This window comes from Salinispora sp. H7-4 (assembly GCF_013416675.1).
GTDB lineage: Bacteria > Actinomycetota > Actinomycetes > Mycobacteriales > Micromonosporaceae > Micromonospora > Micromonospora vitiensis.
Genome location: NZ_JABZED010000016.1, coordinates 1 through 13,532, shown reverse-complemented (window position 1 = coordinate 13,532; position 13,532 = coordinate 1). Strand labels below are relative to the sequence as shown.

At 70.7% G+C, this 13,532-nt stretch carries 9 protein-coding genes; 6 read left to right on the top strand and 3 right to left on the bottom strand.

The genetic code is table 11. The features are described from left to right. Positions 1 to 10 precede the first annotated feature (10 nt). The 3 genes from gltB to H0524_RS11110 all read left to right on the top strand — a co-directional run bounded on the left by gltB (position 11) and on the right by H0524_RS11110 (position 7,180). The gene (gltB, locus tag H0524_RS11120) at positions 11 to 4,732 is read left to right on the top strand and encodes a glutamate synthase large subunit (protein WP_180198581.1); all 4,722 of its coding nucleotides are present in this window, start codon (positions 11 to 13) and stop codon (positions 4,730 to 4,732) included. After that, positions 4,725 to 6,230: a glutamate synthase subunit beta gene (locus tag H0524_RS11115; protein WP_180198580.1), complete on the top strand. Its 1,506-nt coding sequence runs from the start codon at positions 4,725 to 4,727 to the stop codon at positions 6,228 to 6,230. Before gltB ends, H0524_RS11115 begins: the two co-directional genes overlap by 8 nt. Before the next feature lie 149 nt (positions 6,231 to 6,379). Beyond that, positions 6,380 to 7,180, top strand: coding sequence for an SGNH/GDSL hydrolase family protein (locus tag H0524_RS11110; protein ID WP_180198579.1), 801 nt, complete (start codon positions 6,380 to 6,382; stop codon positions 7,178 to 7,180). Between the two features lie 90 nt (positions 7,181 to 7,270). On the opposite strand, the gene H0524_RS11105 is transcribed toward H0524_RS11110, so the two are convergent. Genes H0524_RS11105 through H0524_RS11095 form a run of 3 tightly spaced genes read right to left on the bottom strand, consistent with a single transcriptional unit; the run spans position 7,271 to position 9,358 of the window. Further along, a complete protein-coding gene (locus H0524_RS11105) occupies positions 7,271 to 7,522 on the bottom strand; it encodes a helix-turn-helix transcriptional regulator (protein WP_180198578.1) in 252 nt (83 codons plus the stop codon). A 10-nt stretch (positions 7,523 to 7,532) separates the two neighbouring features. After that, positions 7,533 to 8,384, bottom strand: a complete 852-nt coding sequence (locus H0524_RS11100) for an ABC transporter permease (RefSeq protein ID WP_180198577.1) — start codon at positions 8,382 to 8,384, stop codon at positions 7,533 to 7,535. After that, complete coding sequence (locus H0524_RS11095) at positions 8,381 to 9,358, bottom strand: ABC transporter ATP-binding protein (protein ID WP_180198576.1); 978 nt, start codon at positions 9,356 to 9,358, stop codon at positions 8,381 to 8,383. Before H0524_RS11095 ends, H0524_RS11100 begins: the two co-directional genes overlap by 4 nt. A 263-nt stretch (positions 9,359 to 9,621) precedes the next feature. On the opposite strand from H0524_RS11095, the gene H0524_RS11090 reads away from it, so the two are divergent. The 3 genes from H0524_RS11090 (at position 9,622) to H0524_RS11080 (ending at position 13,262) form a co-directional block, all read left to right on the top strand. Continuing rightward, complete coding sequence (locus tag H0524_RS11090) at positions 9,622 to 10,485, top strand: triacylglycerol lipase (RefSeq protein WP_180198575.1); 864 nt, start codon at positions 9,622 to 9,624, stop codon at positions 10,483 to 10,485. 391 nt (positions 10,486 to 10,876) lie between these two features. Continuing rightward, positions 10,877 to 12,325: a pyruvate kinase gene (gene pyk, locus H0524_RS11085; protein ID WP_180198574.1), complete on the top strand. Its 1,449-nt coding sequence runs from the start codon at positions 10,877 to 10,879 to the stop codon at positions 12,323 to 12,325. A 52-nt stretch (positions 12,326 to 12,377) separates the two neighbouring features. Next, a complete protein-coding gene (locus H0524_RS11080) occupies positions 12,378 to 13,262 on the top strand; it encodes an acyl-CoA thioesterase II (protein ID WP_180198573.1) in 885 nt (294 codons plus the stop codon). Positions 13,263 to 13,532: the final 270 nt, after the last annotated feature.

The window sequence follows — 13,532 nt, the reverse complement described above, 5'->3', positions numbered from 1 at the left end:
GGAGGCCCGGGTGGCCGCTCCGTACCCGCACCGCATCCCGCAGCAGGTCCCGCACTCCGGCCCGAACGGGTCCACCGCCGGGCTCTACGACCCCGCGTACGAGCGCGACGCGTGCGGGGTGGCGTTCGTGGCGGATCTGCGCGGCCGGCGGTCGCACGAGGTGGTGGCGAATGGGCTCGCCGCGCTGCGCCGGCTGGACCATCGGGGTGCCCGGGGTGCGGAGCCGAACACCGGCGACGGCGCGGGCATCTTGATCCAGGTGCCGGACGCGCTGCTGCGCGCGGTGGTGGACTTCCCGCTGCCCCCGATCGGTGAGTACGCGACCGGCCTGGTCTTCCTGCCCGATGACGACGAGGCCGAGCTGCGGGCCCGCCGGGTGGTGGAGAAGTACGCGTTGGTCGAGGGCGCCGACCTGCTCGGGTGGCGGGACGTGCCGGTGGATCCGGCGGGCCTGGGCGCGACGGCGCTCGCGGCGATGCCCCGGGTCCGGCAGCTCTTCGTCACCGCACACCGGCTCACCGACTCGGCGATGGGCCCGGCTGGTTCCCGGTTGACCGGCCTCGAGCTGGAGCGGGTGGCGTACTGCGTCCGCAGGCAGGCCGAGCGGGAGTCGGCGGAGCGCGGCGTACCGGCGTACTTTCCGTCGCTCTCCGGCCGCACGATGGTCTGGAAGGGCATGCTCACCCCGGACCAGCTGCCGGATTTCTACCCGGAGCTGACCGACGAGCGGATGTGCAGCGCCATCGCGCTGGTGCACTCCCGCTTCTCCACGAATACCTTCCCGTCCTGGCCCCTGGCGCACCCGTTCCGGTTCATCGCCCACAACGGCGAGATCAACACCATCCGGGGCAACCGGAACTGGATGCAGGCGAGAGAGTCGATGCTCGCCGGTGGAGTCGGTGCGGCGCTACCCGGCAACATTCGTCGGATCTTCCCGGTCTGCACGCCGGGGGCGTCCGACTCGGCCAACTTTGACGAGGTCCTGGAGCTGCTGCACCTGGCGGGGCGAAGCCTGCCGCACGCGGTGTTGATGATGATTCCGGAGGCCTGGGAGAACGACCCGGACATGCCCGCTGAGCAGCGGGCCTTCTACCGGTTCCACGCCAGCCTGATGGAGCCCTGGGATGGGCCGGCGTCGGTGGCGTTCACCGACGGCGAGATCGTCGGGGCGGTGCTGGACCGCAACGGCCTCCGTCCCGGCCGCTGGTGGCAGACCTCAGACGGGCTGGTCGTGCTCGGCAGCGAGGCGGGCGTGCTGGACCTGGATCCGGCCACCGTGGTCGCCAAGGGACGCCTGCAGCCCGGACGGATGTTCCTGGTGGACACCGTGGGCGGCCGGATCGTGCACGACGACGAGATCAAGGCCGAGCTGGCGGCGGCCCAGCCGTACGAGGAGTGGCTCCACGCCGGCCTGATCGAGCTGACCGACCTGCCGGCCCGGGAGCACATCGTCTACACCCATGACTCGGTTCGGCGCCGGCAACAGGCGTTCGGCTATACCGACGAGGAGCTGAAGATCCTTCTCGCGCCGATGGCGCGGGTCGGTGCCGAGCCGATCGGCTCGATGGGAACGGACACCCCGATCTCCCCGCTGTCCACCCGACCCCGGCTGCTCTACGACTACTTCCACCAGCTCTTCGCCCAGGTCACGAACCCGCCGCTGGACGCCATCCGGGAGGAGCTGGTGACCAGTCTCCAGTCCACGATCGGGCCGGAGGGCAACCTGCTCGAGCCGGGGCCGGCGAGCTGCCGGCAGCTCGTGGTCCCCTATCCGGTGATCGACAACGACGAGCTGGCGAAGATCCTTTCCATCGACGAGGACGGGAACCTCCCCGGATTCAAGGCGGTCCGGGTCTCCGGCCTGTACCGGATCCGGGAGGGCGGCGCGGGCATCCGGGCGCGGCTGACCGAGATCTGTCGGCATGTCTCCGAGGCCATCGAGGACGGCGTGCGCATCCTGGTCCTCTCCGACCGGGACTCCAACGCCAACCTCGCCCCGATCCCGTCGTTGCTGCTCACCGCGGCGGTGCACCAGCATCTGGTGCGGGAACAGACCCGGACCCAGGTGGACCTGATCGTGGAGTCCGGCGACTGCCGGGAGGTGCACCACGCGGCCGTGCTGGTCGGGTACGGCGCGGCGGCGGTCAACCCGTACCTGGCGTTCGAGTCGGTGGAGGACATGATCTCGACGGGGGCGCTCGTCGGTGTCGAGCCGGGCACCGCGGTTCGCAACTACGTCAAGGCGCTCGGCAAGGGCGTTCTGAAGATCATGTCCAAGATGGGCATCTCGACCGTGTCGTCGTACTGCGGCGCCCAGGTCTTCGAGGCGGTTGGGCTGGACAGCCAGCTGATCGAGCGGTACTTCCGGGGCACTCCCAGCAAGATCGGCGGGGTGGACCTGGACGGGATCCACGTTGAGGTCGCCGCCCGCCATGCCCATGCCTGGCCGGAGCCGGGGACGGCGACGACCGACCGGCTGGATGTCGGCGGCGAGTACCAGTGGCGGCGTGAGGGCGAGCTGCACCTGTTCAACCCGGAGACCGTCTTCCTGCTCCAGCACGCCACCCGCAGCCGGCAGTACGACGTGTTCCGGGAGTACACCTCGAAGGTTGACGCGCTGGCCGCCCAGGGCGGTGCGCTGCGGGGCCGGTTCACGCTCCGTACCGGAGTGCGCCCGCCGGTGCCGATCGAGGAGGTCGAGCCGGCCAGCGAGATCGTCCGGCGCTTCGCCACCGGCGCCATGTCCTACGGGTCGATCTCGGTGGAGGCGCACGAAACCCTCGCGATCGCAATGAACCGGCTCGGCGGCAAGTCCAACACCGGCGAGGGCGGTGAAGATGTCGAGCGACTACACGATCCGACCCGCCGCTCCGCGGTCAAGCAGATCGCCAGCGGTCGGTTCGGGGTCACCACCGAGTACCTGGTGAACGCCGATGACCTGCAGATCAAGATGGCGCAGGGCGCCAAGCCCGGCGAGGGTGGCCAACTTCCCGGCAACAAGGTCTGGCCGTGGATCGCCCGGACCCGCCACGCCACCCCGGGAGTCGGCCTGATCTCTCCGCCGCCACACCACGACATCTACTCCATCGAGGACCTGGCCCAGCTTGTGCACGACCTCAAGTGCGTCAACCCGGCGGCGCGGGTGCACGTCAAGCTGGTCAGTGAGGTCGGGGTGGGTACGGTGGCGGCGGGTGTGGCGAAACTGAAGGCCGATGTCATCCTCATCTCCGGGCACGACGGCGGCACCGGTGCGTCCCCGCTGAACTCGCTCAAGCACGCGGGTACCCCGTGGGAGCTGGGCCTGGCCGAGGCGCAGCAGACCCTGCTGCTCAACAAGCTCCGCGACCGGGTCACCGTGCAGGTCGACGGCCAGCTCAAGACCGGTCGGGACGTGCTGGTGGCGGCCCTGCTCGGGGCGGAGGAGTTCGGCTTCGCCACCGCCCCGCTGATCGTCGAGGGCTGCGTGATGATGCGCGTGTGTCATCTGGACACCTGCCCGGTCGGCATCGCCACCCAGAACCCGGTGCTGCGCGAGCGGTTCACCGGTCAGCCGGAGTTCGTGGAGAACTTCTTCCTCTTCCTCGCCGAGGAGGTCCGGGGGTACCTCGCCGAGCTGGGTCTGCGCTCGATCGACGAGGCAATCGGCCGGACCGAACTGCTCGATGTCGCCCCCGCAGTCGATCATTGGAAGGCGGCCGGCCTCGACCTGAGCCCCGTCCTGCGTCTGCCGGAGCTACCCGAGCAGGCCGCTCGCCGGGGTGTCCGCGCCCAGGACCACGGTCTCGGGCTGGCGTTGGACAACGAGCTGATCGCGCTCGCCGAGCCGGCGCTGCGCTCCGGTACCCGGGTGCGGACGCGGGTGCCGGTGCGTAACGAGCACCGCAGCGTCGGCGCGATGCTCGGTGGCGAGGTGGTCCGTCGGCACGGCGGGGCCGGCCTGCCCACCGACACGATCGAGTTCGACCTGCACGGCACCGTCGGGCAGTCGTTCGGTGCGTTCCTACCGTCCGGGGTCACCCTGCGCCTGCACGGCGATGCCAACGACTACGTCGGCAAGGGCCTCTCCGGTGGGCGGTTGGTGCTCCGCCCGGACCGGGCCGCGCCCTTTGTCAACGCGGAGGCCATGCCGGGCCGGCGGGCGGAGGATCAGATCATCGCCGGCAACACCATCCTCTACGGCGCCACCGCGGGTGAGGTCTTCCTCCGCGGTCGGGCGGGGGAGCGGTTCGCGGTACGCAACTCCGGGGCGGCTGCTGTCGTCGAGGGCGTCGGTGACCACGGCTGCGAGTACATGACCGGCGGTACCGTCGTGGTATTGGGGCCGACGGGGCGGAACTTCGCGGCCGGGATGTCCGGTGGGACCGCGTTTGTCTGGCGGTTGGATCGTCGGCGGGTCAACACGGAGCTGGTGGACCTGACGCCGCTCAGTGAGCAGGAGCAGGCAACCCTCTATGACCTGGTCCAGCGGCACTACACCGAGACCGACTCCGCGGTCGCCGAGGACCTGCTCAAGCGCTGGTCGGAGGCGGCGGCGGAGTTCACCGCCGTGGTGCCCCGGGACTATCGCCGGGTGCGGGAGATCATGCGGGCCGCCGAAGCCGCCGGCTACGACGTGGACGACGCGGTGATGAGCGCCCTGGCGGCGCCGGCAGCGCAGCCCGCGTCGTCCGCACCGTCCACGCCGGTGTCGCCCGTCGCGTGGGTGGCCGTCCAGGAGGTAGCTCGTGCCTGATTCGTCTGGTTTCCTGCGGTACGACCGGCAGCTTCCCGCCCGACGGCCCGTTCCGGTGCGGATCATGGACTGGCGGGAGGTCTACCCACCGGCGGGTGAGGAGCTGATCCGGGAGCAGGCCACCCGCTGCATGGACTGCGGCATCCCGTTCTGCCACGACGGCTGCCCGCTGGGCAATCGCATCCCGGACTGGAATGACCTGGTCCGCACCGGTGGTTGGGACGCCGCGGTGGAGACGCTGCACGCCACCAACAACTTTCCGGAGTTCACCGGTCGGCTCTGCCCGGCCCCCTGCGAGGCGGCCTGCGTACTCGGCCTCGGCGGCCAGCAGCCGGTCACGATCAAACAGGTCGAGGTGGAGATCGCCGACGCCGCCGTGGCCCGCGGCGGGCTGCGGCCCTGGGCGGTGCCGCCCGCCAGTGGCCGTTCGGTGGCGGTGGTCGGCTCCGGGCCCGCCGGGCTCGCCGCCGCGCAGCAGCTGGCCCGGGCCGGGCACGCGGTCACCGTGTACGAGCGGGACGACGCTCTCGGCGGCCTGCTGCGGTACGGCATCCCGGACTTCAAGCTGGAGAAGCGCCACATCGACCGGCGGCTGGCGCAGCTCGCCGCCGAGGGGGTGCGCTTCCGGACCGGGGTGGAGGTCGGGGTTCAGGTAACCGCCGAGCAGCTGCGGGCCGAGCACGACGCGGTGCTGCTGGCCTGCGGTGCCCTGGCCAGCCGGGACACCCCGGCGACCCCGGGGCGTTCGCTGCGCGGGGTGCACCAGGCGATGGGGCATCTCGTCGCGGCCAACCGGGTGGTCGCCGCCGCGGGGGCCAACCCGCCGGTCACCGCGGTGCTGCCGGACGGCATGCCGATCGACGCGGCTGGCCGGAACGTCGTCATCATCGGTGGCGGAGACACCGGCGCGGACTGTCTCGGCGTCGCCCACCGGCAGGGCGCCGCCGCGGTGTACCAGCTCGACCTCTACCCGCAGCCGTCCCGGGAGCGGGACGAGGCACGGGATCCGTGGCCGACCTGGCCGTGGATCCTGCGCGAATACCCGGCGCACGAGGAGGGCGGGGAGCGGGTCTTCGCCGTCGCCGTGCAGGAGTTCGTGGACGACGGCAGTGGGGCGGTGCGGGCGGTCCGGATCGCCGAGGTGACGGTGGAGAAGAGTGCTGGCCGGCGGACCGTCACCCCGGTGCCGGGCACCGAGCGGGAGCTGCCGGCCGACCTGGTACTGCTGGCGATCGGTTTCGACGGCACCGAGCCGCAGCCGCTGCTGGAGCAGCTCGGGGTGTCCCGCAACGAACGGGGCGCGGTAGCGGCCCGTGCGGACTGGCAGACCGAGGTGGACGGCGTCTTCGTCGCCGGAGACATGCACCGGGGCGCCTCGTTGATCGTGTGGGCGATCGCCGAGGGCCGGGCCGCCGCTGCCGCCATCCACTCGTACCTGGACGGGCGGGGTTCGCTGCCGGCGCCGGTGGGATCGGACGCTCGGCCGCTGGCCGGCTGAGGGGCGGGCAGCCGGGCGGCGGGCGGCCGGGGCGAAACAATTCACTTTGGTGAATTGTTTCGCTAGCATTACCAGCTAGTAACAAGCTCTACCCCTGGCCACGCGCGCGGTCTCTGGGCTCCCCACCCCCCGGCCCTGTGGAGGTCCACATGCCACCCCGTGCACCCGCCCGCGCCCTGGCGGCGCTGGTCGCCCTCTGTGTCGCCGTCGTCGGCGCGATGCTGGTCCCCCCCAGCCCCGCGCAGGCCGCGACCATCCACTACGTCGCGCTCGGCGACTCGTACTCCTCCGGCGTCGGCGCCGGCCCGTACGACGGGTCGAGCTGCCTGCGCAGTCAGAAGTCCTATGCCCCGCGCTGGGCCGCGGCGAACGCGGTGACCAGCTTCCAGTTCCCGGCCTGTGGTGGCGCGGTCACCGCCGACGTCATCAACGGCCAGGTCGACTCGCTCAGTGCCAGCACCACGATGGTGACGGTCACCATCGGTGGTAATGACGCCGGCTTCGCCAGCGTGATGCTCACCTGCCGGTTCGGCAGCAGCTCGGCCTGCGCGGAGGCCATCGGCGAGGCGCGGGACTTCGCCCAGACCACCCTGCCCGGCCGGCTGGACGCCACCTACGTGGCGATCCGGGACCGGGCGCCGGGCGCCCAGCTGATCGTGCTCGGCTACCCGCGCCTCTTCGAGACCGGCTGGTGTGGCCTGTTCGGGATGAGCGCCTCCAAGCGGCAGCAGCTCAACGACGCCGCTGACCTCCTCAACAGCATCACCGCCGGCCGCGCCGCCGCGGCCGGTGCCACCTTCGCCGACCCCCGTTCCTCCTTCGCCGGCCATGGCGTCTGCGGCGACGAACCCTGGATCAACGACGTCACCGGGATCATCGAGGCGTACCACCCCAACGACGAGGGCTACCGCGACGGCTACCTGCCGGCGCTGAACGCCGTCACCGGCTGATCCCGCCCGTCGGCCGGCAGTCCCAGGTGGACGGCCGGCCGGCGGTGGCGGCGGGTGGGGACATCGACGCTGCCGGCCGCCGCCGTTGGTTCACGCTGGGCGGCGGTTCCCGACAGCGGCATCACCGATGCGGGGAAACGGTTCGATCGAGAAGACCACCTCGACCGGTACCTCGAAGTAGGCGGCGATCCGCAGCGCCAGGTGCAGGCTGGGCCGAAACTCCCCCCGCTCCAGGTAGCCGATGGTCTGGTAGTGCACTCCGAGCGCGTCGGCGAGCTGCCGCCGGGAGATGCCCCGCTCGGCGCGCAGCACCGCGATCCGGTTGTGCACGGTCTCGCTCATCGATGCCCTCTCATCCGACCCGCTGCATGGCCTGCTCCCGTCGGGCCGCGACCCGCGAGCCGGACTCCCGGCGGGCCATCCGACGCAGCAGTACCGGCGCCAGCACGAGTCCGAGCACCGCCCACGCCCCGAGGACGGCAACCATCTCCAGATGGCGCCAGGACCCGCCGATCTCGACCGCCGCCAGGTCAGCCGGAAGCAGCGCGGAGCGCATGCCCAAGCCTAGCCAGTAGAGCGGGAAGACCTGGGCGGCGCCCTGGAGCCAGCCGGGCAGGCCGGTGATCGGGTAGAAGATGCCGGAGACGGCGATGAGGCCCATCACCGGCAGCACCACCAGCCCCATGTTGCGGGGGTTCTCGATCAGGGAGCCGATCATCGCGCCCAGCGGGAGCGTCGCCACCAGCCCGAGCGGCACCACCCAGGCCAGGGTGAGCCAGGCGCTGGCCTCGTCCAGCCGGAGCCCGTCCAGGAAGAGCATCCCGGGGGTCAGTTGGATGACCAGGCCGATCATCGCGACCGAGGAGACGAGCACCAGTTTGCCGACCAGGTAGCCGAGCATCCCGTTCGGGATGGCCTTGGCCCGCAGCAGGGTGCCGTCCTCCCGGTCCACGACGAGGGCCTGGGCCAGTCCGAGCAGCCCGCCGAAGAGTAGGCCCATGCCCAGCGCGCTGGGCAGCGTCCGCGAACCGAGGGAGAAGTCGGTGCCGGGTACGGTCGCCCCGCGCATGAAGAAGACGGCGACCAGCAGCACCACCGTGGGGAAGAAGTAGTTCCACAGGTCCTGGCCGTTGGTGAAGGTGCTGCGCAACTCGATGGCTCCGCGCCGCAGGCCGGCCCGGAGCGCGGTGGTCTTCGGGTTCATCGGGTCTCCTCCTGCTGCTGCCACACCCGTTCGGCCCAGCCGGTACGGATTCCGGTCTCCTCCTCGTGGACCAGGGCCAGGTACGCGTCCTCCAGGTTGGCGCGGCGTACCTCCAGCTCCTGTACCCGGTCGCCGTGGTCGCGGAGCAGGTCGCGCAGGAACCCGGTGGCGTCCATGGTGGCGTGTACGTGGCGTTGGCCGTCGCAGGTCCAGCGGATCTCCGCATCGGTGGTCAGCCGGCGGGAGAGCTGGTCCGGCGAGCCCCGGGCGATGATCCGGCCGTTGGCCAGGATGACGATCAGGTCGGCGAGCTTCTCCGCCTCGGCCAGGTCGTGGGTGGTCAGCAGGATGGTGGTGTGGTCCAGGTCGGCGAGGCGGTGCACGAGCTCGTGGAACTCGCGTCGGGCCGCCGGGTCGAGGCCGACCGTCGGCTCGTCCAGGAAGAGCAGCCCTGGCCGGCCCACGATGCCGACCGCCACGTCGAGCCGCCGCCGTTGCCCGCCGGAGAGCCGGGACACCCGAGCGTTGGCGTGTGCGGTCAGCCCGACGGCCGCCAGCAGGTCATCCACCGGCCACGGGCGTTGGATCTGGTCGGTCGCGTACGGTGCGTAGTAGTCGCCGAGGTGGGAGAGGAGGTCCCGGACCCGCCACCGGCCGTGGTCCCGCCAGGACTGGAGCACCACGCCGATCTGGGCGCGCCACCGCTCGTCCCCGCGGGCGGGGTCAACGCCGAGCACCCGGATCGAGCCGGCCGAGGGCAGCCGGAACCCCTCGAGGATCTCGATGATGGTGGTCTTGCCGGCGCCGTTCGGCCCGAGCAGCGCGATCACCTCCCCTCGCTGGGCGGTGAGGTCGATGCCGTTCAGTACGTCCACGGTGCCGTAGCGCATGCGTAGGTCTCGAACGTCGAGGACCAGATGATCGTCGGGATTTCGGGGAGCCTCGACAGCCTCCGACTGTTCGACTGTAGTCATGCTCTGGAAGATAGCATCTCTACTACAGATATAGGTATAGCAACTCTCTCCTGATGGGGTTGTGGCTGCGTCGTGGCGCAGGAGCTTCGCGATTTAATTCCGTGATAGGGCTTTTGTCCGGAGAGCCGGAGTGTGCCGTAGGTGGAACAACAGGTTACCGGGAGGTAGCTAGGCATTGACGAATGAGAATTTCTGCCCGCATCATCGTTCGCACCGGTCGATCGGACTCGCACCGCACCCGCCACCCTCATGGAGGTGCAGCCATGCTGCTTCGAAAGACCGCCATCGTGCTCGCGTTCGCGCTCGGTGCCACGCTCACCGTCCCGGGCATCGCCGCCAGCGCAGCACCCGCCGTCCCGGCGGGCGCCGTCAGTGCGGCACCCGCCGGTGCTGCGGCGGAGCAAACGTCCACCCAGCCCGCACCGGCGAGCAGTTCCGGTGCCGCCGCAGCCGGCCCGGCCGTGGCGACCGACAACCCGGTGATCATCCTTGGCGGGTTGAGCGGTTTCGCCTTCGCATATGAGCCGCTCGCCGCGCGGCTGGCTGCCGACGGGTTCCGCCCCTTTATTTATGAACTGCCGGGGCTGGGCTTCGGCGACATCCCGACCTCGGCCCGTGACTTCGCCGACTACGTCGATCAGGTTCGCGCCACCACCGGCGCCAGCCGGGTGGATCTGGTGGGGCACTCCGAGGGGGGCATTGTGGCCCGCTATTACCTGAAGCGGCTCGGTGGCACCGGAGCCGTCGGCCGATACGTCAGCCTCGGCAGCCCGCACTACGGGACGTACGTGGCCAACATCGTCGCCTTCCTCGGGCTCGGCAACTGTGCCGGAGTGGTGGCCTGTCAGCAGATGACGATCGGTTCGGACTTCCTCGCCGACCTCAACGCGGGCGACGACACCCCCGGCTCGGTCAGCTACACCACGATCCGTACGTGGCAGGACGAGTTGGTGCGGCCGGTGGGCAACGCCGCGCTCGCTGATGGGGCGAACAACGTACTGATCCAGTCCCGGTGTCCGCTGCGGCTGGTCGGGCACCTCGGCCTGGCGCTGGACGGGACCACCTACACGGTGATTCGGCAGGCGCTGCGCGACCAGTCGACCCGCCCCAACTGCTGGGCCCTCTAGGAACGTTTCCCGGTGGGGCGGTCGGCACACCGACCGCCCCACCGGGCTGTGCCGGCTGGTCCGGTTGTCTCCCGGGCGCGTGTTGTCTCCCGGGGCGCGGGCCACGCTGCATCGGCTCTCCCGAGGTGTGCGTCTTCCCCGGTCACGGTGGGGCGGGGAGCGGAAACAACCAGCGACCGAGGTCGAATGTCGCTGCGCTGTTCACCCATGCCTTTCGGTCGGGCTAACCGTGGGCGGTACGATCTCGGGGCGCGCGGTCGCCGACGCCCGCCCCCCACGACGTTCCCGGCGGTTATCCACTGCCGGCCGTGCAGCCGCGCAACGTCGGAGAACGTGTTCGCATTGCGAAAGGGGTCGGCCCGCGGACCGGCCCGGAGGAGAGATTAGCCTGATGGGCGTGACACGCCGCGCAAAGATTGTCTGCACACTTGGCCCCGCCGTCTCCTCGCCGGAGCGCATTCGTGGCCTGGTTGAGGCCGGAATGGATGTGGCGAGGCTCAACTTCAGCCACGGCAGCCACGCCGATCACGAGGCGGTTTGCCGGCTGGTTCGGGAGGCGGCCGAGGCGGCGGGGAGGCCGGTCGCGGTTCTCGCCGATCTCCAGGGCCCCAAGATCCGGCTTGGCCGGTTCGCCGACGGGCCGCACGAGTGGCGCACCGGTGACTCGGTGGTCATCACCAGTGATGACATTCTCGGCACCCGGGACCGGGTCGCCTGCACCTACCGGAAGCTGCCCGAGGAGGTGAAGCCCGGCGACCGGCTGCTGATCGACGACGGCCGGGTCGCGGTCGAGGTCACCGACGTCACCGGCAGCGACATCCGCTGCCTGGTCACCGAGGGCGGACCGGTCTCCAACAACAAGGGCGTGTCGCTGCCGAACGTGGCGGTCAGTGTCCCCGCGCTCTCGGAGAAAGACACCGCGGACCTGCGGTTCGCTCTCGGCCTCGGCGTCGACCTGGTGGCGCTCTCCTTCGTCCGCTCCGCCGACGACATCAAGCGGGTCCACGCCATCATGGCCGAGGAGGGCGTGCACCGGCCGGTGCTGGCCAAGGTGGAGAAGCCGGAGGCAGTGGAGCAGCTCGGGGCGATCGTCCTGGCCTTCGACGGGATCATGGTGGCCCGGGGTGACCTCGGCGTGGAGATGCCGCTGGACCAGGTGCCCCTGGTTCAGAAGCGCGCGGTGCAGCTCTGCCGGGAGAACGCCAAGCCGGTCATCGTCGCCACCCAGATGCTCGACTCCATGATTGAGAACTCCCGGCCCACCCGTGCCGAGGCCTCCGATGTGGCCAACGCCGTGCTGGATGGTGCGGACGCGGTGATGCTCTCCGGTGAGACCAGCGTCGGAAAGTACCCGGTGCTCACCGTGAGCACCATGGCCAAGATCGTGGCGACGACGGAGGCGGGCTCGATCTCGGTGCCCCGGCTCCAGCACGATCCGCGTACCCATGGGGGTGCGCTCACCATCGCCGCGTCGTCGATCGCCCGGGCGATCGATGCCAAGGCTCTGGTGGCGTTCTCGCAGACCGGCGACACCGTCCGGCGGCTCTCCCGGCTGCACTGCGACCTGCCGCTGCTCGCGTTCACCCCGGTGTCGGAGGTACGCCACCAGCTTGCTCTCTCCTGGGGTGTACAGACGTTCCTGATGCCCTTCGTTGAGCACACCGACGCCATGTTCCGACAGGTTGACGAGGCGCTGCTCGGCCTCGGCCTGGCCAACCCCGGCGAACACGTCGTGATCGTCGCCGGTAGCCCGCCCGGAACCCCCGGCTCGACCAACACCCTGCGCGTGCACCAGCTCGGATCGCTGGTTGATCTCGCTGCGGCCCGGGCGCTCCAGTGAGCGTTCGGAGCAAGCCGGGCCCGCGATCCCCGCGGTCGCGACGGGAGGTCCGGTGAGCGAGTCCGGTGCGGTGGTCGGTCAGGCCGCGGTCGATCAGCTGCTGGAGGTGCTGGACCTCAGCCCGACCGGCGAGCGAACCTTCCGGGGGATGAGTCCGCAGGTCGGCCCGCAGCGGGTGTACGGGGGGCAGGTCGCCGGTCAGGCGTTGGTCGCCGCCGGGCGGACGGTCGATCCGGAGCGCTCCGTGCACTCCCTGCACGGCTACTTCGTGCGACCGGGCGATCCGAGTGAGCCCATCGACTATCAGGTCGAGTGCGTCCGCGACGGTCGTTCCTTCTCCGTCCGCCGATCAGTGGCGCTCCAGCACGACGAACCGATCTTCTTCATGTCGGCGTCTTTCCAACGTCAGGAGGAGGGGCTGGACCACCACGCGCCCTCCCCGCCGGACGTGCCCGGGCCGGACGAGGTACCGACGATGAGTGACCGGCTCGCCCGCTACCCGGAACGGCTGGGCATCTGGGCGTTGATTCCCCGGCCGATCGATGTCCGCTATGTCGGCGAGCCCGGCTGGGTGCGCCCTGGTGACCGTCCGGCCGAGCCGAACCAGCGGGTGTGGATGCGGATCGACGGCAAACTCCCGGATGATCCGCTGCTGCACGCCTGTGCGCTGACGTACGCCTCCGACCTCACCCTGCTGGACTCGGTGCTGTCGGTGCACGGAGAGGTGTGGGGGCCCGGCGGGGTGGTGGGCGCAAGTCTCGATCACGCCCTCTGGTTCCATCGGTCGTTCCGCGCCGACGAGTGGTTCCTCTACGACTGCTGGAGCCCGTCGGCGTCCGGGGCGCGCGGGTTGGCGACCGGTCGGATGTTCACCCGGGACGGCCGGCAGATCGCCAGCTCGGTGCAGGAGGGCCTGCTGCGTAAGGTCGGGGCCTGACGCGCTTGCGTTCCCGGGCTGGGCCGCCCCTTTCCACCGATTACCGTTGGAAGGGGCGGCCCAGCCGGTTCGCGACGATGACGCCCGATGGCGGGTCTGTGCCGGTTTGGGGTGTGGTCGGGGGCACGGTGACGGTGGAATCCCGGCGGCCGTCGGGGCGTTACATCCTGCGTACGGCCGTGGAGGTGCCCCGCTCGGGCGGGTGACACCACCGGGTGTGAGGTCGCCGGGAATGCCGGTGGCCTGTGAGGTCGCCGGGAATGCTGGTGG